This window comes from Agrobacterium sp. CNPSo 2736 (genome assembly GCF_004005385.1).
Classification (GTDB): domain Bacteria; phylum Pseudomonadota; class Alphaproteobacteria; order Rhizobiales; family Rhizobiaceae; genus Agrobacterium; species Agrobacterium leguminum.
The window spans coordinates 168125-188498 of record NZ_RZTX01000005.1 but is presented as its reverse complement, the minus strand read 5'-3'; the positions used below and the strand labels follow the sequence as shown (position 1 = coordinate 188498).

Genomic DNA, 20374 nt, shown 5'->3' with positions numbered 1-20374 from the left:
AAACAGGCAGACGAGGCCCATTTCAAGCTATTCAGGAACGGCCTCGGCATGCCCTGCCGGACCGTTCGGACGCGCGCTTATAACCGCAGTCGGCTAAAAGCGCAACGGGGAATGAAAATTTCCCCTTGCGGTGGGATACGCGCCGGTGATGTGAACGCGTAAAAAGATTATTTCGGGGCGAGAACCATCATCATCTGACGGCCTTCCAGCTTCGGCTCGGCCTCCACCTTGGCAATCGCCTGGGTGTCTTCCTTCACCTGGAGGAGAAGCTTCATGCCGAGTTCCTGGTGGGCCATTTCGCGGCCGCGGAACTTCAGCGTTACCTTCACCTTGTCGCCATCGTCAAAGAAACGGCCCATCGCCTTCATCTTCACGTCATAGTCATGCGTGTCGATGTTCGGGCGCATCTTGATTTCTTTAACTTCGACGATCTTCTGTTTCTTGCGCGCTTCAGCGGCCTTTTTCTGGGTCGAGTACTTCAGCTTGCCGAGATCGAGGATCTTGCATACCGGCGGTTCCGCGTTCGGCGAAATCTCAACGAGATCGAGACCGGCCTCCTCCGCCAGTTTCAAAGCCTGATCCGTCGGCATGCTACCGAGGTTCTGGCCCTCTTCATCAATAAGCTGAACTCTGGGAACCCGAATTTCCCGGTTGGAGCGCGGCCCCTCCTTGACGGGGGCATCGGCTTTGAAAGGTCTGCGAATGGTCGTATTCTCCTGATCTGTTTCTGGATCACGTCAGCAAAAAACAGCTTGTTTGGTACAAGCGGCGGAAATGTCGTTATTGCCGTGGCGAAGTCAATAGCATATCTGCCCGAAAAGATCACCTGTTGTCACGGTTTTTGCAAATACGCCGCCGTTGTTGCACCAAAATCAGGAGAATTGCATATACATGACCGAACAAGCCGCTGAATTCCTGCGTGTAGGCCCCGACAACGACACGCGCGACATCGCTTTCCTTCATCGCCCGGCGGCTTCGGGCGAGAAAATGCCGATGCTGGTATGGCTCGGCGGCTATCGTTCCGACATGACCGGAACCAAGGCGGTTGAACTCGATCGCTTCGCCGCTGAAAACGATCTTGCCTGTCTGCGGCTCGACTATTCCGGCCATGGCGCTTCCGGCGGCGACTTCAGGAAGGGCACGATTTCCCGCTGGCTAGAAGAGGCGCTTGCCGTGGTGCGCGCAAAGGCGCCGTCGCGCGTCGTTCTCATCGGCTCCTCCATGGGCGGATGGATTGCGCTACGCATGGTCGAGGAGCTGCGCAAGACGGGTAGCGCGCCATCGGTCGCCGGTCTCGTCCTCATTGCGCCAGCGCCGGATTTCACGCAGGAACTGATAGAGCCAAGCCTTTCCGATGCGGAAAAAACCTCTCTGGTGGAAAAGGGGTACTTCGAGGAACATTCGGAATATAGCCCCGAGCCCAACATCTTCACCCGCGCGCTGATGGAGGACGGGAAGCAGAACCGCGTGCTGCAGGGTATCATCACCACCGGCTGCCCCGTTCACATCCTGCAGGGCATGCGCGACCCCGATGTTCCCTATCAGCATGCACTGAAGCTTCTCGAACATCTTCCGTCCGACGACGTCGTGCTGACGCTGATCCGCGACGGCGACCATCGGCTTTCCCGGCCGCAGGATATCGAGCGGATGCTCGCCGCGGTCAAAGCCCTTGCAATATAGGCATTTGCGCAACGCTCTTAACCATATTCGACGAGTCTTGCGCGCCGCCGATTGCTAGCGATTGACTCAAGCCCCCTATCCCTCTTAACTTTTCGTTAAGAATTAAGGGACGGGTTTCATGATGAACGCACCGCTGGCGCGTGCGCTGCTGTTTGCAGTTGCCGCCGGGCTAATGACTGCTGCCTCCGCCACGGCGGAAACCAAGGGAAGCCCTTCCATGGTGACGGGCGGTATTACGTCCCAGCCGATCGGCCATTATGAGTTCTGTCAGAAATATGCCGACGAATGCAATATTCGCAGCAAGGCGACGCCGCCGCCGCGCGTCACGGATTATGGCTGGGATGTCATTCGCGAGGTCAATACGTCCGTCAACACCACCATCGTGGCGATGACCGACCAGGAAATCTACGGCAAGGACGAAGTCTGGGAATATCCGACGACCGCCGGCGACTGCGAAGATTTCGTGCTGCTGAAGCGCAAGAAGCTGGTTGAGCGCGGTTTTTCCGTGGCTGATCTTCTGATCACCGTCGTGCGCAAGCCGGATGGCGAGGGCCATGCCGTGCTGACCCTTCGCACCACCGACGGCGATTATATTCTCGATAATCTCACCGACGACGTGAAGCTGTGGACCGACACCAACTACACCTACCTGAAGCGGCAGGCGTCCTTCAATACGGGCCGCTGGGTCTCGATCGAAGACGGCCGCGACGTGCTTGTCGGCGCATTGCGCTAACGCCTGGTTCCACGTTTGATGGATTGAGAGCCCGCTATTGCGGGCTCTTTCTTTTTTCACCCGTTGCCGATGATAATGCCGGCCGCCAGCACCAGTGAGCCGCCGAGGACCACCTGAAACACCGCGCGCAGGAACGGCGTTTCCATGAAGCGGTTCTGAATGAAGGCGATGGCCCAGAGTTCCACGAAAACGACGACGGCGGCAATCGCGGTCGCGGTCCAGAAATGCGGAATGAGATAGGGCAATGCGTGGCCGAGACCGCCTATGGCCGTCATGATGCCCGACGCCAGACCGCGCTTTACCGGAGAACCGCGGCCAGAAAGCTTGCCGTCATCATGGGCGGCCTCGGTGAAACCCATGGAAATACCCGCACCGACGGAGGCCGAGAGGCCAATGAGGAAGGTCTGCCAGGTATCCTGGGTGGCAAAGGCGGCCGCGAAAATTGGCGCGAGCGTCGAGACGGAACCATCCATCAATCCCGCAAGACCCGGCTGCACATAGGTCAGAAGAAATTGCCGCCGTGCGGTTTCCGCCTCTTCGGTCTTGTCATCTTCATCGAGGTGTTTTTCTTCCAGCATCTGCGCGATGTCTTCGTGACCCCGCTCCGCCTCGGCCAGATCGCCGAGCAGCTTGCGCGTCGAGGCATCGCTGGTGCGCTTGACGGCCTCGTCGTAAAAACGGATCGCCTGGGCTTCCATCAATTCGGCCTGGGCGCGGATTTTCTCGAGCGACAGGTTCTTCACCAGCCAGTCCGGGGTGCGCTCGTAAAAACCACGCACATGTTCGCGGCGGATCAGCGGGATCGTCTCACCGAAACGGCGGCGATGCATGTCGATCAGGATATTTCGATGCTGCTGCTCGACCTCCGCCATATCGTCGAAGACTTTCGCCGATTGCGGATATTGCGCACGCAGATGGTCGGCATAGGAGCGATAGATGCGGGAATCGTCTTCTTCAGACGAAATGGCGAGCGCGAGGATTTCCTGTTCGCCGAGGGAGGAAAAGGGACGTTTGGACAGGGAAAAAAGACTGCGAAACATGGCTGAAACCTTTTTAGAATAATTCTAAATACATCCATGCTTCAGCAGGATCAAGCCATATTAGAATAATTCTAATAAGGCAAAGGGTCGCATTGCAGGCCGCATCGCAGCGGGGTAAATTCGCAGAAAAGGAACCACCATGCAGGACGACATTGCGGCCAGAGCCGCCCACAGCGCGGAAATTCAGGACAGGGCGGAAAAAGCCATGGCGGAGATCGGCGTCGATGCCGGTTTCATCGACCTGCTGGTGGAAACATTTTACGGCCGCGTTCTTGAACACCCCACGCTTGGCCCGGTTTTCGATGCGCGGCTCGACGGGCGCTGGCCGGAGCATATGGCCAGGATGAAACAGTTCTGGGCGGCTGTCGCCTTCAAGAATGGCGGTTATGGCGGCAAGCCCGTGCAGGCCCATCTCGGGGTAAAAGGCATGTCGGCGGAGCTTTTTCCGCAGTGGCTCACGCTGTTTTCCGCTACGCTTGATGATATTGCGCCAAGCAAAGAGGCCCACAACTGGTTCATGGAAACGGCACAACGCATCGCCAGAAGCCTGACGCTTTCGCTGTTTTACAATCCTGCGCTGGATGACCCGGCATTAAAGCGCAGCGCGCCTTAGCGGCAGCCGCGCCGAACAGCGAAAGGCCGGTACAAGCGACAATTGCCAAGCCGTGCGTCAGATCACGCAAGTTTCAAACATTCCCTCTTGATGGCCGGAGGGATAAATGTTTAGTAGCCGGCGGGAGGCGTACCGTGCGGTTCGCCTATAATGTGCAGACATAGCAGGGCTTATCGACATGGATCGCAGATCATTTATCCGCAAGGCGGGCGCTCTCGGCGCCGGTGTTACCGCAACGGCGCTGGCCGCTCCGGCCATCGCACAGGAAAACCCCAAGATCACCTGGCGCATGACATCGTCCTTCACCAAGGGCCTCGACATTCTTTTCGGCGCGGGCCAGATCGTCGCTGACCATGTCAAGGAAGCCTCTGGCGGCAACTTCGTCATTCAGCACTTTGCCGGCGGTGAAATCGTGCCGGCGCTGCAGGCGGCGGATGCGGTGACGGCCGGCACCGTCGAAATGGCGCATACCTGCTCCTATTATTACGTCGGCAAGGACCCGACCTTCGCGCTCGGAACGTCGGTTCCCTTCGGCCTCAATGCCCGCCAGACCAATGCCTGGTTCAACCAGGCCGGTGGCAATGAGCTGCTCAATGAATTCCTTGCCCAGCACAATATCTACTCGATCCTGCTCGGCAATACCGGCGCCCAGATGGGCGGCTGGTTCCGCAAGGAAATCAACACCATCGATGACTTGAAGGGCCTGAAGATGCGCATCGCCGGCCTGACCGGCCAGGTGATGCAGAAGGTCGGCGTCACGCCGCAGCAGATCGCCGGCGGCGATGTCTATGCGGCTCTGGAAAAGGGTACCATCGACGCCACCGAATTCGTCGGCCCCTATGACGACCAGAAGCTCGGCTTCTACAAGGTCGCGAAATATTATTACTATCCCGCATGGTGGGAAGGCGGCCCGGCCGTGCATGCCTTCGTGAACCTGCAGAAATTCAACGAGCTGCCTGAAAACTACAAGCGCATCCTGAAAGACGCCTGCGCCGCCGGCAGCGCCAGCATGCTGGAACGTTACGATGCGCGCAATCCGAAGGCGCTGAAGGAACTCGTGGCGCAGGGCGCCATCCTGCGCCCCTTCAGCCAGGAAATCCTCGATGTCTGCCACAAGGCGGCGCAGGACACCTATGCGGAGATTTCGGCCAAGAACGAAAGCTTCAAGAAGATTTACGAGAGCCAGCAGGCCTTCAAGAAGGACGCCTATCTCTGGGCGCAGATCGCCGAATATACCTATGATACCTACATGATGATCCAGCAGCGCAACGGCACGCTCTGATCCCCATCATTTCCCGATGATCTTCAAACGGTCATCCGGCATCTGCCGGGTGGCCGTTTTGTTTGGCGAGACCAGCTTCCACACTTCACGCTCCCGCCAGTCCACCGGGCTCATGCCGGTGACGCGGCGAAATTCGCGGTTGAAGTTGGACTTGGTCTGAAAGCCGGAGGACAGCATGATCGCGGTCACCGATTGCTCCGTCTCTTCCAGCAGCCGGCAGGCTTGGCGGATGCGCAGCTGGTTGACATATTGCGAGACATTGACGCCGAGCGAGCGGTTGATCGCGCCCGATATCTGCCGGCTCGGCAAGCCGAGGCGTCTTGCAAGCCGCGACAGGTTGAGGTTCTCGTCGCGGTAAAGCGCCTGTGTCTCCATCAGCCGATCAACCCTTGCAACGATATCCCGGTCCTGTTCCGATGGTTCCGCCGACGGTGGCAATTCCACGACAGGTTCTGTGGCTGATTGCGGTGCCTTGCTCTTGCCAGCCAGCGCGGCCATGAGGCCAATCAACAGCAGGCCGAAAAGATTGGCGTTACTGACCAGCGCTGCAACATTCTGCCCATGCGCCCATTCGAAATCGAAAAACACCAGAAGATCGAACAGGGCAGAAACACAAAGAGCGATGGCAGCGATAATCAGCGCCCGGTGCGCCGAGGTGACGCTGGCAAATTGCGCCTCGTCCAGCCCATCCGGCCCCTTTCTGCCAAGAAGAAGCAGGGCAATGGCGTGGCCGACGAAGATGACGATTAGTGCAAGATCGATCGCCATCGGCCAGGTGAATTCCATGATGACGATAAGCAAAGGCGAGAAAGCGAGGTTGGCGAGCATCACCATCCTGCTCTCGGCCGCCACTCTCATCAGCCCACGAAAAGCAATGTAGACGAGCGGCGGCAGGCAGGCGGCGAGGACCGGCAAAACATAACGCGCTTCGCTGACGCCATACCCCCAGCGCAGGCCGACAAGGACGGATTGCAGGGCACAAAGCGCGATCAGCGTCAGAAAGGCCCGATTGGTTCGCACATCGTCTCCACCTCGAAAGAAAACGATGAACATGACAACGAGCAGAAGCGCCACAACGAAAGGCAGCGGAATGAACAGCACGAATGAATATCCCCGGAACAACGGCTTATATTGCCAATTCATGGACCAGATCGCGTTTCGGGACGACCTTTAACACGATCAAGGACGCAAAAAATATGTCGTGGCGCAGATTGAACCCTGTTCTTTCCAATCGCACGAGGTTTTCATGCGCCCTGTCACTACCGTCACAACCATCCTGTTTTCCGCTCTCGTCACCCAGCCGGTTTTTGCAGGCGAGGCTGTCGGCGTCAGCGAAACAACTATCCATTCGCCGGCACGCGGCAAGGACCTTGCCGTCACGGTCTGGTATCCCTCCGACGGAAAGGGCACGCAGACGCTTTCCGGCGATGACCGGATTTTTGAGGGCACGCCCGTGTTCAAGGGTGGCGCGGTGAGGCCGGGTCGCCTGCCGCTTGTGCTTCTGTCTCACGGCTCGGGTTCACGAGTGTCCGGCATGGCATGGATCGCCGCGAAACTTGCGAGCGAAGGTTTCATTGTTGCCGGCGCCAACCACCCCGGTACCACCAGCGGCGATTCCACGCCCGCCGATACGCCGAAAATCTGGGAGCGAACGGACGATCTCTCCACGATTGTCACTGTTCTAACGGCAAAGGGCAAATGGTCGAGTGCTATCGACGCACAAAGGATCGGCGTGCTGGGCTTTTCGCTCGGCGGCAGTGCGGCGATGGAGATTTCGGGTGCGCGCGCCGATCTCGATGCCTATGTGCGCTATTGCGAAGATTATGCCACGATGATGGATTGCCAATGGTTCGCCGGCGGCCGCGGTTATCTCGATGGCGAGCCGGTGAGCGTGCCGAAGCTCGATCTCAGAACCCTCGACAAGGCCCGTTTCGAGCAGCAGAACCGCGATCCCCGCATTCGGTCCGCCGTGCTGGTCGATCCCGGTCTGGCGTTGGCCTTCAAACCGGAGAGCCTGAAAGAGATCGATATTCCGCTAACCTTCGTCAATCTCGGCAGCAAGGGCAGAATTCCGCCCGCCGTGCTTGCGGATAAACTCGCGGACGAAGTGCCCGGCGCAAGCTATCGGCAGGTGGACGAGGCCAATCATTTCAGCTTCCTGCCGCTTTGCAAACCGGATGCTGACGCGTTTCTCAAATCCGTCGGCGAGCGCGATCCCATCTGCGAACCGGCGGGGCTGCGGGACCGTGCGGATATTCACGCACAATTGGAAACGATGATCGTTGCCGCCTTCAATCGTACGCTGAAGCCGGGTCAATAAGACGGCAGTCTGAAAGGCCTAGCCGATTCGCTTGTAAAACAGGGTCGTGCCGCAAAAGCGTCCATCCGGAAACAGGGCGTAATCGGGGATGAGGCCAACCCGCTCCCAGCCGAGACGAGGATAAATCGCCTCGGCATCGCTGCCCGTGGCCGTATCCAGCACCAAAAGGGTACGGCCGCGTTTTGCCGCCTCCTCTTCCACTTTTTGCATGAGCATGCGGGCAAGCCCGAGGCCTCGCGCGGACGGATGCACGAGGAGCTTCATGAGGTCGCCGCGATGCGGCTGGTTGGGTTTGGAGGCAAGGCCGACCTGAACGGTGCCCACTACTTTCCCATCCACTTCCGCCACCACGTGAATGGTGCTGCCCTCGCCCGCCGCTTCTGCAACCGCCTGCCAGAAAGGCTGCGCATCCTGCGGTGAAAAGGGTAACATGAAGCCGACGGATGCGCCGCCGTTCACGCAGGCAGCCAGAACCTCACAGAGTTCGGGCAAGACATCGATAGTCTCTTGCCCGTTCAGCACGCGGATGGTGGTCATGATAACTCCTGTCGGGAAAATCAGCGCTGTCTTCGATCCAGCACGACAGCGTAGCGGGCAGGTTTTTCGGAAGGATTGTGGAAAACATGTCCCTCGCCGACCGGCATGAAAAGGCAATCGCCGGGCTCGAGCCGGTGAACGTCTCCGCCGCTCGTCATTTCCAGCACACCTTCGAAAAGCCAGACATATTGCGTCATTCCCCGGCTTGCCGCATGCGGCGGAAAACCGACCCGCGCACCAGCGGGAAATTCGACTTCGACGATATCGACATCGGATCCCACACGCGGCAGGGAAATGGCGCGGCGGACATAACCGGTCTCCGGATCTTTCCAGACCTGCTGGTCGCGTTTTCTCACCAGCGGGGAAACAGCCTCTTCGTTTTCGGCGAAGAAACCGGAGAGCGACAGGCCAAGAGCTGCGCAGATACGGGCCAGCAGCGAGGCCGTGGGGCTCGCCTCGCCGCGCTCGATGCGGGAGATCATGGCGCGGCTGACGCCGGATTCGGAAGCGAGCCGGTCCAGCGTCAGGCCGTTTTCAGCCCGTAATGTTTTGATCCGCTCGCCGATAGAGCGTTCAAGAATATGATCTTCGTTTTCCATCATATGAGAATTGCACTCTCATATGATGGAGTCAATATCCACGATAATGGAAATTATCATCTTCTTTGCCGCTGGTCGCTTTGCGGCTAAAGGGCGTCTCAGGCGCCGACCTGCGCAATCCAGTCGTTCAGATTATAGTAGTTCGTTACTCGGCTAACTTTTCCGTCCTTCAGGTCGAAAAAGGCACCGGCCGGCAGTACGTATTTCTGGCCATTCGCCTCGGGCAATCCCTCATCGGTCTTGAGATATTCGCCATTGACGATAAATTCCGCGGAAGCACGCTTGCCGTCGTCGCTCGCCATGATCACCATATCGGTGAGGTTTTCCTTATAGCAGCGGTTCATGTGTTCCATGAAGGAGGCGAAGGCGGCCTTGCCGGTCTGGCGCTCGCCCTGATTGATGTCGTGTACCACCTCATCGTGAAGAAGCGCCAGAAAGGCATCCATGTCCTGACGGTTGAAGGCTTCGTAGTAGGCGCGGATGGTCTCTGTGGCGGTCATCGTCTTCTCCGTTCAATGCTTGCGCGGGTTTTCCATGACGGTATAACCAGTGCAACCGAAAGTGAAAATGCCCATGACCGTCGAAATCAAGTCTCTTTCCGGCATTGACGCCACACCCTATTTCGATGACCTCGCGCGCCTGCGGATCGAGGTGTTTCGCGCCTTTCCCTATCTCTATGACGGCTCGCTGGACTATGAGCGCAAATATCTCGCGACCTATGCCGATACGGACGGCGCCGTCTTCGTGCTGGCGTTGGACGACAGCAAAGTGATCGGCATGTCCACGGGCATGCCGATGGCGGCAGAGACCGACGAGATCAAGACGCCCTTCGTCAAAGCGGGTTACGATCCGGACCGCATATTTTACTTCGGTGAAAGCGTGCTGCTGCCCAACTATCGCGGCCACGGCATCGGCGTGCGCTTCTTCGAGGAGCGGGAGGCGCATGCAAAGCGGCTCGGTTTCGACAGGTGCACTTTCTGTGCTGTGGAGCGACCCGCAGACCATCCACGACGCCCGGCGGACTACGTGCCGCTGAACGCCTTCTGGGAAAAGCGCGGGTACCGACATCACCCTGAACTGCACACCAGCTTCACCTGGCAGGACCTCGACGAGAGCACCGAGAGCCCGAAACCCCTGTCTTTCTGGATGAAGACCATTCTTGCCGGAGACGGAGACAAATGACGCGCCTGGCCGCCAGCCAATATGCCATCGAGCTGATCGAAACATGGGAGGCTTATGCCGCGCATCTCTCCGCCATCGTTCGCGAGGCGAAGGAAAAAGGCGCTGAATTGCTACTGCTTCCTGAATATTCGGCCATGGCGCTGACCGGGCAATTGCCGCCCGACATGCGCTCCGATCTGCACCGTTCCATCGAAGAAATACAGCCGCTGATCCCCTCCTGGGTGGAGCTTTGCGAGGAGCTGGCGCGGCAACATCAAATCCTCTTCCAGCCGGGCAGCGCGCCGGTGAAGGATCCGGACGGCAAGTTCCGCAACCGCGCATGGCTGTTCGGCCCGGATGGGCTGATCGGTTATCAGGACAAGCAGATCATGACCCGCTTCGAGCGGGAGCAATGGAACATTCATGCCGGCGTCGAGGGCCTGAAAGCCTTCGAGACGCCGATCGGCAGGCTGGGCATCCTGATCTGTTACGACAGCGAGTTCCCGATGCTGGGCCGCAGGCTGGCGGAGCTCGGCGTCGAACTCGTGCTCGCGCCGAGTTGCACCGATACGCTGGCGGGTGCTTACCGCGTACGCATCGGCGCGCAGGCGAGAGCATTGGAAAACCAATATGCCATCCTCTCCTCCCCCACCGCGGGCGAGGCTCCCTGGTCTCCCGCCGTCGATGAAAATCGCGGCCGCGCCGCCCTTTACGTGCCTTCGGACTACGGCATGCCGGCATCCGGCATCATCGCGGAAAGCGAGCGTGATGCGGTCACGCAAAGCTCGCTGCTCATCGCCGATATCGATCTTGCCGCCGTCGCAAGACTCCGCACCGAAGGACAGGTTGCCACCCGCCGCGACTGGCCGGAGCAATTTGCGATCTGAAAAGCCCATTTTAAAGGGCTTTTAACCAAATTCCCGCTTTGCGGTGTGACAAGCCCCTGCTATAGCGCGGGACATGAGCACAAATTCGACCCGCACGCCCCTGGACCATATCCGCAACTTCTCGATCGTTGCCCACATCGATCACGGCAAATCGACGCTGGCCGACCGGTTGATCCAGTCGACGGGCGGCCTTGCCGAACGCGACATGTCGGAGCAGGTTCTCGATTCGATGGATATCGAGCGCGAGCGCGGCATCACCATCAAGGCCCAGACCGTGCGCCTGCACTACAAGGCGAATAACGGCGAGACCTATGTGCTGAACCTCATCGACACGCCCGGTCACGTCGACTTCGCCTACGAAGTGTCCCGCTCGCTTTCGGCCTGCGAAGGTTCGCTGCTGGTGGTCGATGCATCGCAGGGCGTGGAAGCCCAGACGCTCGCCAACGTCTATCAGGCCATCGACAACAATCACGAGCTGGTGACGGTGCTCAACAAGATCGACCTGCCGGCGGCCGAACCAGACCGTATCAAGGAGCAGATCGAAGAGGTTATCGGCATCGACGCCTCCGACGCCGTGATGATTTCCGCCAAGACCGGTCTTGGCATTCCCGATGTGCTGGAAGCCATCGTCCATCGTCTGCCGCCGCCGAAGAGCGAAGTCGGCGAAAACGGACCGCTGAAGGCGCTGCTGGTCGATAGCTGGTATGACACCTATCTCGGCGTCATGGTTCTGGTGCGCGTCATCGATGGCGTGCTGAGCAAGGGCCAGCAGATCCGCATGATGGGTTCGGGCGCGAAATACGGCATCGAGCGCGTCGGCGTGCTGACCCCGAAGATGGTCAATGTCGACAGCCTCGGCCCCGGCGAGATCGGCTTCATCACCGCCTCGATCAAGGAAGTCGCCGATACCCGTGTTGGCGATACCATCACCGACGACAAGCGCCCGACGGCGCAGGCCCTGCCCGGTTTCAAGCCCGCGCAGCCGGTGGTTTTCTGCGGCCTGTTCCCGGTCGATGCGGCCGACTTCGAAGACCTGCGCGCGGCGGTGGGCAAGCTTCGTCTCAACGACGCTTCCTTCTCCTTCGAAATGGAATCTTCCGCTGCTCTCGGCTTCGGTTTCCGCTGCGGCTTCCTCGGCCTGCTGCATCTCGAAATCATTCAGGAACGCCTTGAGCGCGAGTTCAATCTCGATCTCGTCGCGACAGCGCCTTCCGTTGTTTATGAAATGACGCTGACGGATGGCACGGAGAAGGAACTGCACAACCCGGCCGACATGCCCGACGTTGTGAAGATCAAGGAAATCCGCGAGCCTTGGATCAAGGCGACGATCATGACGCCGGACGAATATCTCGGCGGCATTCTGAAACTCTGTCAGGACCGGCGCGGCCTGCAGACGGAGCTAACCTATGTCGGCAACCGTGCGATGATCACCTATGAGCTGCCGCTCAACGAAGTGGTGTTCGATTTCTACGACCGCCTGAAATCCATCTCCAAGGGTTACGCCTCCTTCGATTACAACATCATCGATTACCGCGAAGGCGATCTCGTCAAGATGTCGATCCTCGTCAACGGCGATCCGGTGGATGCGCTCTCCATGCTGGTTCACCGCTCGGCGGCCGACCGGCGCGGGCGCGGCATGTGCGAAAAGCTGAAGGAACTCATTCCGCCGCACATGTTCCAGATCCCGATTCAGGCGGCCATTGGCGGCAAGGTCATCGCCCGCGAAACCGTGCGCGCCCTGCGCAAGGACGTGACGGCGAAGTGCTACGGCGGCGACGCGACGCGCAAACGCAAACTTCTGGACAAGCAGAAGGAAGGCAAGAAGCGCATGCGCCAGTTCGGCAAGGTGGAAATTCCGCAGGAAGCCTTCATCGCTGCGCTGAAGATGAACGACGAGTGACTTGTGCCTGGGGCTATGCCTTGTTTTCGCATGGCCCCGAAAGAGTGAAGCTCTCCCTCTAAAAAGCTGCCATTTTTCTCACGTCGTATCTTATTGACGACGTTTTCTGTTTTGCGATAATTTCAGAGCACTTTTAGATTTTTATAATTTCTAGCTCTGTGCAGGCAACTACGCATAGGGTCAGAGCACCGTCAAAATGCAACAAAGTAGAAGTCCAAATTTTACTTTGGAGGTAGAATCATTCGCGAATCAAGAGCACGTGGATTCTAGTTTGGACTAAGCGTCCATCAAGAAATAGTTGCGCCGATTCAGCTATATCATTGTTTTTGAAGAATTTTTTTATACGTATCTGCTAATTGACTCTAAGAAGAATATCTCTTCCAATAGTTGGGTCGAATGCCGAGTCGCAGTCGATAGACCAAATGAGGAAACCGCCGCAACTTGCCCAGCCACGACGGCTTCCTAGTTCATACCCCGCAAGCGATTGGCGTCGGGCGCGGGATACGGTTTTATCAACGCTGACATTGAGTCAGACTTTTTTGCCGTGGTCAAGTCCGATGCGTTTATGTTGACAAGGAAACACATCATGACCTCAAGAACATATCCCTCGTACTGGATGTACAAGGACAATAAAGGTGAATGGCGCTGGACCTATGAAGCGTCAAACGCCAAAACAATCGCGGTTAGCAGCGAAGGCTACGTGAAGCGATCGGACTGCGAGCGAAGCATAGAGATTATGAAAGCCTCGACCCACAGTCAGGTTTGGCTTCCAACTGATCTTGTAAATGCCGCCTAAAAAAAAAGAGGCCCGCCAATCGGCGGGCCTTTTTACTTCGCATCTATGTCCGGAAACAGGATCGACCGGTGAGCCGCAGCACCCGCCATGGCGCCGTCTCCCACCGAAAGGGCGACCGAGCCGGCAGGCCTTGCTACATCGCCGCAGGCGAAGATGCCGCGGGCGGTGGTCTGTTTCATGGGATCTGTCACGATGGTCGATCCCATCGGCCCCTCCTCCACGGCGCAGCCAAGTTTTTCCAGCCAGTTCGAGGCGATACGCAACTTCGGCTGGGTGAAAAGGCCGGCCAATGCGATGCTGCGTCCATCCGCCAGAACGACATCCGCATGCCCCGTAATTTCCCGGATGCGGGTTGTTTCCACCCGCACCCGCCGGGCCGCCAAAAGTGCTTGCTGATCCCCATCCGGCTCGAATACGCCATTGGTGAAAAAGGTCGTCTCGCCCCAGTCGGGCAGCATCAATGCGTGATGAATGGCCAAAGGTGAAGCGGCGATGACGCCTATCTTTCCCTGATTGAGCTCGTAACCATGGCAATAGGGGCAATGGAAGACCGAAGAGCCCCAACGCTCTTTCAGCCCGGCAATAGCAGGCAATTCATCGGCGACGCCCATGGCGAGGATCAGCCGGTTCGCTGTCTCACGGCGTTTGCCATCGATCTCGATTACAAAATCGCCGAAAGAGCCTTCGGCATCGGTCACCCTGCCCTCAGCCCAATCTATGGTCGGATAACGTTCGATCTGGCGGCGCGCCTCGGCGATAATTTCACCCGGCGCCTTGCCATCCTGGCCGAGAAAACCGTGGGAGTGGCTGGCGAAACGGTTTCTCCGTTCACCGGCGTCCACCACCAGAATGTTTTTTCTGGCGCGTCCAAGCTGCAGGGCGGCCGAGAGGCCGGCGTAGCTGCCGCCGATAATGATGACGTCGAATTTCATGATGCACCCATCGTTTCAGGAAGGAGGCGGAAGTGCCCGTTCATTTCACGACACTTATATTGTTACGTGATTTTCGGAGTCAATAGTCACGCAACTTATATTGTTACATCACCTCGAAAGTGATAGCGTCGGTGTAAACGGACGGGTTTGGACAATGAGACACGACACGCGCCTTTCACGGGTGCTGCATATTTTGATCCATATGGAAAATCATAAGGCTGCGGCGACATCGGAGAGCATCGCTGCGATGCTTCAGACCAATCCGGTGGTGGTGCGCAGGACAATGGCGGGTTTGCGTGAGCATGGGTATGTCTCGTCGGAAAAAGGCCATGGCGGTGGGTGGGTGCTGGCGCGGCCGCTCAGCGAAATCACGCTGCTCGATATTTACCGGGCGCTTGGGGCGCCGGAACTGTTCTCGATCGGGCTGGCGGGCGACAACCCGAACTGCGTTATCGAACAGGCCGTCAATGCAGCCCTTTTCGACGCCATGAAAGAGGCGGAAAACATTCTGCTGTCCCGCTTCGGAAGCATTGCCCTTTCGCAGCTGGCACAGGAGTCCATCAGCCGCTGGTCCAGCGTTTCCAACCACCCTTCCGCGATGGAGCAGCTTTAAGGGGCGGACAACTGTCGTCCTCTTGCAAAGAAAAACCGCCTGCACGGAGGCAGGCGGTTTTATCATATCAGTAAGCCCGTTAAGGCTGGGTCTGCGTGCCGCCCGTATTCGGGCTTGCCGGTGCGGTATTGTTCGCAGGCGGTGTTGCCGGAGCGGTCGGAGCCATGGGCGCCGGTGCCTGATCCGTTGCCGCAGGCGGCGTGGTGGAGGATGTCGTGGCCGGATCGGTGGTGGGGCCGCTCATCTGCGACCAGGCGAAAACGCCTACCAATACGACGACGATGATCGCCAACCACGGCACCCAGGACGACGACGTGCGGGCACGCGGTTCATTACTGATATTCACTTCCGGACGAAGATCGCGGTCCGGACGCGGGTTGTTGGGATCGAATGTCATGGTGTTTCCTCCTCTTCATTCTGCGGAGAAAACGACGTTCACGGGATTTTGTTCCGATTCCTTCCAGAACGCTTATAACCGACGAGGTTCGGGCGTTTGCTGAAGCGCCTCCGCCAGCACCGTCATGACCTGCGGACCTGCCATTTGCGACACATTGAAACGCATGAAACCGGAGGCGTTCTGCGAGGAACTGAACACATTGCCGGGGGCCAGCACCACCTGCCGCGAAAGCGCCCGGCGCGCTACATCGGCGGCATCAACCCCGTCCGGCAGGCGGCACCATAAAAACATGCCCGCCTGCGGTTCGATCCACGGCGCACATCCGACCGACCTCAGACGCGTCGCCACCTCCGGCATCGTTGCCGCAAGACGTTGCCTCAGCGCCTCGACATGCTTGCGGTAACTGCCATCGGTCAAAAGCGAGAGGATCAGCGCTGCCGAAAAATGCGTTCCGCCAAAAGTGGTGGCGATCTTGAGATCGGTCAGGGCCTCCACCCAAGCCATGGGTGCTGCGATGAAACCGCACCGCACGGAGGCCGACAGTGTTTTTGAAAAACTGCCTATCTGGACGACGCGGTTCAGACCATCGAAGGCCGCCAGCCGGGGCGCGGCCTGGGTTTCGAAATCGGCAAAAATATCATCCTCGATGATGGTCAGTCCCACCTGCTCGGCGAGTATCAGCAGGCGATGGGCGGAAACGGCGGAAAGCCTTGCACCTGTCGGATTATGGATTGCGGAATTGGTGATATAAAGCCGGGACTGATGATCTTTCAGCGCCTGCTCGAAAAGTGCCAGATCCGGTCCGGTCGGCGTATAGGGAACACCGACGATCCTCACCCGGTGCGCCCGCATGAGGGCGTGGAAATTGAAATAACAAGGATCATCGACAATCACCGTATCGCCCGGCTGCAGCAGGAAACGGCACAGAAGATCGATCGCCTGCGTGCCGGAATCGGTGAGCATGATCTGGCTGGCGCCCGCCTGCACCCCATGTTCGGCCAGCCGGCGCGACAGAAGCTGGCGCAGCGGCAACAGCCCCATCGGACTGCCATAATCCGTCAGCAGGGCGGCGTCGGCGCGGGCAAGCCCGCGCATCGCCCGCCTCAACGCCTCCTGCGGCATCCACGATGCGGGAAGCCAGCCGCAGCCGGGTTTGGCGAGAACGGAACCTTCATCCAGCGCCTGCCGCGAGACCCATAAGGGATCCACCGCCCTATCGAGCTGCGGCTCGATATCGGCGAGCGACAGGGGCGCAAGCGGGCCCGAAACGAAAAACCCGGAGCCGGGCCGCGAGCTTATCGTACCATCCGCCACGAGCCGATCGTAGGCCTCGACGACGGTGGAGGTGGAAACCTGCATGGTCTTCGCCAGCGCCCTGACCGACGGCAGGCGCGCGCCCGGCACGAGGCTGCGCGAGGCGATGCGTTGCCGCACACTTGCCATCACCTTTTCTATGCGCGTGCCCGCAGCCACCTGTCCGTTCACATTTTCCTCCAACTGTATCGCTTATGATACCATAACAGTTTGTTGAAATTGTATATGATTGTCGCTGTTCCTGCCAGTCATTCGGGATCAAGAAAGGCAAAACGCAGGAGTTGACGATGGACAAGACGGCGAGCGGCTGGCTGAGCGGCCTGACAGGTGTGGTGATATTCAGCGGTTCGCTGCCCGCGACACGCATTGCGGTAACGGGTTTCGATCCGGTGTTCCTGACCGTCGCCCGGGCCAGCATTGCCGGCCTGCTGGCGCTGGCGCTGCTGCTTCTGTTCAGGCAAAGGCGCCCGGCGCGCCATGACCTGACATCGCTCTTCATTGTCTCGCTCGGTGTCGTGGTGGGTTTCCCGCTATTGACCGCGCTCGCCCTGCGGCATGTCACCTCGGCGCATTCCATCGTTTTCGTGGGGCTCTTACCGCTCGCAACAGCAATCTTCGCCGTGCTGCGCGGCGGGGAACGCCCGCGCCCGGTGTTCTGGTTCTTTTCCTGTCTTGGAAGCGCGCTTGTGGCAGGGTTTTCCCTGTCGAATTCGTTTGCCGCCGGGATCGAGGCCTCGCTTGCCGGCGATCTTCTGATGCTCGGCGCAATCATCGTCTGCGGGCTCGGCTATGCGGAGGGTGCCGCCCTTTCCCGAAAGCTGGGCGGCTGGCAGGTCATTTCCTGGGCGCTGGTTCTTTCCCTGCCGGTCATGCTGCCGCTTGCTTTCTTCACCGGGCCGGAAACGCTTGCCGGCATCGACCCGCAGGCCTGGGCCGGCCTTGCCTATGTTTCCCTGTTCAGCATGCTGATCGGCTTCATCTTCTGGTATCGCGGGCTGGCGCTTGGCGGCATCGCCGCCGTGGGCCAACTGCAATTGCTTCAGCCCTTCTTCGGGCTGGCACTTGCCGCGACCCTGCTACATGAGGAGGTGAGCCCGGCCATGATCGCCGTTACGCTTATCGTGGTGCTCTGTGTTGCAGGCGCGCGAAAATTCGCGCGCTGACGGCTGCCATCGTCAGCTCGAACGGCGGTCCACCCAGCGATGCCATGCATCCTCACTGCCGTTGAAGACATTGAGATCGATGCGGCCATCGACGCCGTGCGACAGGCCGGAACCGGAATATTGCCAGAACAGCCACTTGCGGCCGGGATAAACCACCGACGGATGCTGGGCGACGGCGCGCAGCCAGAAGGGATAATCCTGGAATTCGCCCTGGAGGTTGTCCTTGTAAAAATCGGGCGCCGTATAAATGATCGGCCGCTGGCCATAATGGCGTTCGAGCTTGTCCATGAAGACGCGCATCTTTTCCAGAACGCGTTCACGGGAATGGCGCATCTTGCAGCTCGATTCACCGTTATATTCCACGTCGATAACCGGTGGCAGCGCGTCCGGATCGCGCGGTACATTGCGAATGAACCAGTCCGCCTGTTCGCTGGCGTTGCGGCACCAGTAGAAGAAGTGGTAAGCGCCGCGGCGAATGCCCGCTTCCTTGGCGCGCTGCCAGTTGGTGCGGAACATCGGATCGAGATGATCGCCGCCATCCGTCGCCTTGATGAAGGCGAAATTGGCGCCGCGCGTGCGCAGCTGCGGCCAGTTTATATTGGCCTGCCAGCGGGATACATCGACGCCATGGACCTGGAAATGACGCGGCTGGACCCTGCCGAAATTGATTGGCTTGGCATCGCTGAAGCTGGAGCGGAAAATGCGCGAGCGGATCTGTGCACCCGCGCTCGCCGCCGGGGCCGCAGCCATCGCCAATTGTACCGGACGCTCCATCTGGTTGATCGTCGGGCGCTCCGCCGGCCGCACCATTCCCGCCGCCTGTGACGGAACCGGCAAACGGATTTCAGGTGCATTCTGCGTTAACGACGCCCTGGGGGTGACGGCGGAAAAGGCCTTGGGTTCGTCAGGCACCGGCCCGCCCCATGCCAGAACTTCCTGCCGTGGCTGGGCGGCGATGGCCTGGGTGCCGACGCCTGCCTGCGGCACCGGTGCGGATGGCGTGACCGAACTCGTCGTTTCCTTCGAGGGCAAACCGGCCATCAGGCTTTCCGGCCCGGAACTGGACGTGCAGCCTCCAAGCAGGAAGCAACCGAAGAAAAGTGCTGGCACAGCCGATGAACGCATGAGAACCCGTACGCAAAACAAATCGGGGGCACTCTGATGCCGCCCGGAGACCTCGAAATACAAATGCTAACGGAAGATTATCAAAAAAGACTGAATCTTATCTTTACGTCGGCACCTGCCGATGCGCCCGTCATTTCTGGCAGGCGAAACGGTTAGAGTTCTCGCGCGGCGGCGCGGCTCAGGCCGTCATGGCGGTCAGATCGACAGTGTCGGCGCCGGGGGAATTTCTCTTGATCGATTCGATCGCATGGATGGCCGACGCCTTCTGCTGGTATCCTTCCGACGAGAACATCGTTTCCCCGTTGGATGCCTTGAAGCGGAAACGATATTCGCCGGCCTTGTCCTGATAGATTTCGAATTTGTACATGATCTTTGCGCCTCCTTTCGCGCGGTCGTCTTTCAGCCACAACTCTGTTCGGCCTCGATTACTTTCGCAACGGAAAATCGCCGATCTGGATGAGCCGTACCCAGGCTCGAGCGATTTCCAGCCCGGCTGCATCGGCCATTTCTGCGCGCAAGCCACGATGGTCACGATAATTCTCCAGCCAGCCCGGCGACATTCTTTCGACGGAGGCAGGAAACGCCTGACACCAACCATCAACCACGGCGGTCGAGGCCTCGAAATGGAATTGCGTGCCATAGACCGCCCGGCCGATGCGAAAGGCCTGATTTCGTGTCGCGCCATTGGTCGCAAGCCGCGTGGCGTCCGGCGGAAGCGTAAATGTATCGCAATGCCACTGAAAAATCGGGAAGGTCTTTTTCAACCCGGCCAATAACGGATCGGACATGCCCTCTTCCGTCAGGGATATATCCTGCCAGCCGAATTCCGGTGGCCCCGAGAGAATATTCTCTCCGCCATAGGCACGCGCCAGCAACTGGCTGCCGAGGCACACACCCATGACCGCTTTACCAGCATCGCCAAAGGCTTTCATGAGAAGGGCGAGATCGGCAAGATAGGGATAAAGCGCATCGTCAAGCGCGTTCTGTTCGCCGCCCAGAACGATGAGCGCGTCATGGTCGGCGGCATCGGTGGGGAGAGGCTCACCCGCATAGGCGCGGATGACATGGATTTCCGCCGCCGCTTCTTCCAGCGCTACGCCGAGCTGCCCGTGCGGCGTACCCGCCATGTTTTCTATGATTGCGACGCGCATAAGACCTCGTGGAGACGACAATGGATTCAACCGGCCAAGAGTGCCGATCGAATCCAGCTTCACCACGAGAAAAATCGATTTTCAAGAGCCACGGCGTCGTCAGTGCGACGACCGGCAGATGACCTGACTTG

At 59.0% G+C, this 20374-nt stretch carries 23 protein-coding genes; 11 read left to right on the top strand and 12 right to left on the bottom strand.

All coding sequences use genetic code 11. The annotated features are described in order from the left end of the window. Nucleotides 1–167 precede the first annotated feature (167 nt). Nucleotides 168–704 (bottom strand): translation initiation factor IF-3, encoded by a 537-nt coding sequence (infC, locus tag EM858_RS11070; RefSeq protein ID WP_078051391.1) that lies wholly within the window; start codon nt 702–704, stop codon nt 168–170. Nucleotides 705–891: 187 nt separating this feature from the next. On the opposite strand from infC, the gene EM858_RS11065 reads away from it, so the two are divergent. Both EM858_RS11065 and EM858_RS11060 read left to right on the top strand, forming a co-directional pair. Beyond that, nucleotides 892–1680: an alpha/beta hydrolase gene (locus EM858_RS11065; protein ID WP_127756721.1), complete on the top strand. Its 789-nt coding sequence runs from the start codon at nt 892–894 to the stop codon at nt 1678–1680. A gap of 118 nt (nt 1681–1798) precedes the next feature. Continuing rightward, nucleotides 1799–2413 carry a transglutaminase-like cysteine peptidase gene (locus tag EM858_RS11060; protein WP_003524508.1) on the top strand — a complete coding sequence of 205 codons (615 nt, stop codon included), beginning with the start codon at nt 1799–1801 and terminating at the stop codon, nt 2411–2413. Nucleotides 2414–2469: 56 nt separating this feature from the next. Here the strand turns inward: EM858_RS11060 and mbfA are convergent, their stop codons facing one another. Next, nucleotides 2470–3453 (bottom strand): iron exporter MbfA, encoded by a 984-nt coding sequence (mbfA, locus tag EM858_RS11055; RefSeq protein WP_127756720.1) that lies wholly within the window; start codon nt 3451–3453, stop codon nt 2470–2472. A gap of 139 nt (nt 3454–3592) precedes the next feature. On the opposite strand from mbfA, the gene EM858_RS11050 reads away from it, so the two are divergent. Together EM858_RS11050 and EM858_RS11045 are read left to right on the top strand one after the other, a co-directional pair. Then, nucleotides 3593–4066 (top strand): truncated hemoglobin, encoded by a 474-nt coding sequence (locus EM858_RS11050; RefSeq protein WP_127756719.1) that lies wholly within the window; start codon nt 3593–3595, stop codon nt 4064–4066. A 178-nt stretch (nt 4067–4244) separates the two neighbouring features. Then, complete coding sequence (locus EM858_RS11045) at nt 4245–5348, top strand: TRAP transporter substrate-binding protein (protein ID WP_065654685.1); 1104 nt, start codon at nt 4245–4247, stop codon at nt 5346–5348. Between the two features lie 6 nt (nt 5349–5354). Here EM858_RS11045 and EM858_RS11040 read toward each other — a convergent pair whose 3' ends face one another. Next, nucleotides 5355–6449, bottom strand: a complete 1095-nt coding sequence (locus EM858_RS11040; RefSeq protein ID WP_164865406.1) for an AraC family transcriptional regulator — start codon at nt 6447–6449, stop codon at nt 5355–5357. Between the two features lie 145 nt (nt 6450–6594). On the opposite strand from EM858_RS11040, the gene EM858_RS11035 reads away from it, so the two are divergent. Continuing rightward, the gene (locus tag EM858_RS11035) at nt 6595–7668 is read left to right on the top strand and encodes an alpha/beta fold hydrolase (RefSeq protein WP_127756717.1); all 1074 of its coding nucleotides are present in this window, start codon (nt 6595–6597) and stop codon (nt 7666–7668) included. Between the two features lie 18 nt (nt 7669–7686). Here EM858_RS11035 and EM858_RS11030 read toward each other — a convergent pair whose 3' ends face one another. The 3 genes from EM858_RS11030 to EM858_RS11020 form a co-directional block, all read right to left on the bottom strand. Continuing rightward, nucleotides 7687–8205 (bottom strand): GNAT family N-acetyltransferase, encoded by a 519-nt coding sequence (locus EM858_RS11030; RefSeq protein ID WP_127756716.1) that lies wholly within the window; start codon nt 8203–8205, stop codon nt 7687–7689. A 20-nt stretch (nt 8206–8225) separates the two neighbouring features. Continuing rightward, complete coding sequence (locus EM858_RS11025) at nt 8226–8807, bottom strand: helix-turn-helix domain-containing protein (RefSeq protein WP_127756715.1); 582 nt, start codon at nt 8805–8807, stop codon at nt 8226–8228. Between the two features lie 95 nt (nt 8808–8902). Continuing rightward, nucleotides 8903–9304, bottom strand: a complete 402-nt coding sequence (locus EM858_RS11020) for a ketosteroid isomerase-related protein (protein WP_127756714.1) — start codon at nt 9302–9304, stop codon at nt 8903–8905. 73 nt (nt 9305–9377) lie between these two features. Here EM858_RS11020 and EM858_RS11015 point away from each other — a divergent pair, with 73 nt between their 5' ends. The 4 genes from EM858_RS11015 (at nt 9378) to EM858_RS11000 (ending at nt 13548) form a co-directional block, all read left to right on the top strand. Then, the gene (locus tag EM858_RS11015; protein WP_164865405.1) at nt 9378–9986 is read left to right on the top strand and encodes a GNAT family N-acetyltransferase; all 609 of its coding nucleotides are present in this window, start codon (nt 9378–9380) and stop codon (nt 9984–9986) included. Continuing rightward, complete coding sequence (locus EM858_RS11010) at nt 9983–10852, top strand: carbon-nitrogen hydrolase family protein (RefSeq protein WP_127756712.1); 870 nt, start codon at nt 9983–9985, stop codon at nt 10850–10852. The genes EM858_RS11015 and EM858_RS11010 overlap by 4 nt, the downstream gene beginning before the upstream one ends. A gap of 61 nt (nt 10853–10913) precedes the next feature. After that, a complete protein-coding gene (gene lepA, locus EM858_RS11005) occupies nt 10914–12752 on the top strand; it encodes a translation elongation factor 4 (RefSeq protein ID WP_035240402.1) in 1839 nt (612 codons plus the stop codon). A 586-nt stretch (nt 12753–13338) separates the two neighbouring features. After that, nucleotides 13339–13548: a DUF1508 domain-containing protein gene (locus tag EM858_RS11000; protein WP_127756711.1), complete on the top strand. Its 210-nt coding sequence runs from the start codon at nt 13339–13341 to the stop codon at nt 13546–13548. Between the two features lie 32 nt (nt 13549–13580). Here EM858_RS11000 and EM858_RS10995 read toward each other — a convergent pair whose 3' ends face one another. Beyond that, entirely contained in the window at nt 13581–14480 is a 900-nt protein-coding gene (locus EM858_RS10995) for an NAD(P)/FAD-dependent oxidoreductase (protein ID WP_127756710.1), read from the bottom strand. A gap of 154 nt (nt 14481–14634) precedes the next feature. Here EM858_RS10995 and EM858_RS10990 point away from each other — a divergent pair, with 154 nt between their 5' ends. Then, on the top strand, nt 14635–15093 hold the full coding sequence (locus EM858_RS10990) for an Rrf2 family transcriptional regulator (protein ID WP_003524489.1): 459 nt from the start codon (nt 14635–14637) through the stop codon (nt 15091–15093). 79 nt (nt 15094–15172) lie between these two features. Here EM858_RS10990 and EM858_RS10985 read toward each other — a convergent pair whose 3' ends face one another. Beyond that, entirely contained in the window at nt 15173–15490 is a 318-nt protein-coding gene (locus EM858_RS10985; protein WP_003524488.1) for a hypothetical protein, read from the bottom strand. A 72-nt stretch (nt 15491–15562) separates the two neighbouring features. After that, nucleotides 15563–16975 (bottom strand): PLP-dependent aminotransferase family protein, encoded by a 1413-nt coding sequence (locus tag EM858_RS10980; protein ID WP_164865404.1) that lies wholly within the window; start codon nt 16973–16975, stop codon nt 15563–15565. Nucleotides 16976–17091: 116 nt separating this feature from the next. Here EM858_RS10980 and EM858_RS10975 point away from each other — a divergent pair, with 116 nt between their 5' ends. Then, nucleotides 17092–17967, top strand: coding sequence for a DMT family transporter (locus EM858_RS10975; RefSeq protein WP_127756709.1), 876 nt, complete (start codon nt 17092–17094; stop codon nt 17965–17967). A gap of 12 nt (nt 17968–17979) precedes the next feature. Here EM858_RS10975 and EM858_RS10970 read toward each other — a convergent pair whose 3' ends face one another. From EM858_RS10970 to EM858_RS10960, 3 genes are all read right to left on the bottom strand, one after another. Next, entirely contained in the window at nt 17980–19092 is a 1113-nt protein-coding gene (locus EM858_RS10970; protein WP_035240397.1) for a GH25 family lysozyme, read from the bottom strand. Between the two features lie 178 nt (nt 19093–19270). Then, the gene (locus tag EM858_RS10965; RefSeq protein ID WP_127756708.1) at nt 19271–19459 is read right to left on the bottom strand and encodes a YegP family protein; all 189 of its coding nucleotides are present in this window, start codon (nt 19457–19459) and stop codon (nt 19271–19273) included. Nucleotides 19460–19517: 58 nt separating this feature from the next. Continuing rightward, entirely contained in the window at nt 19518–20243 is a 726-nt protein-coding gene (locus EM858_RS10960; protein ID WP_164865403.1) for a type 1 glutamine amidotransferase, read from the bottom strand. Nucleotides 20244–20374: the final 131 nt, after the last annotated feature.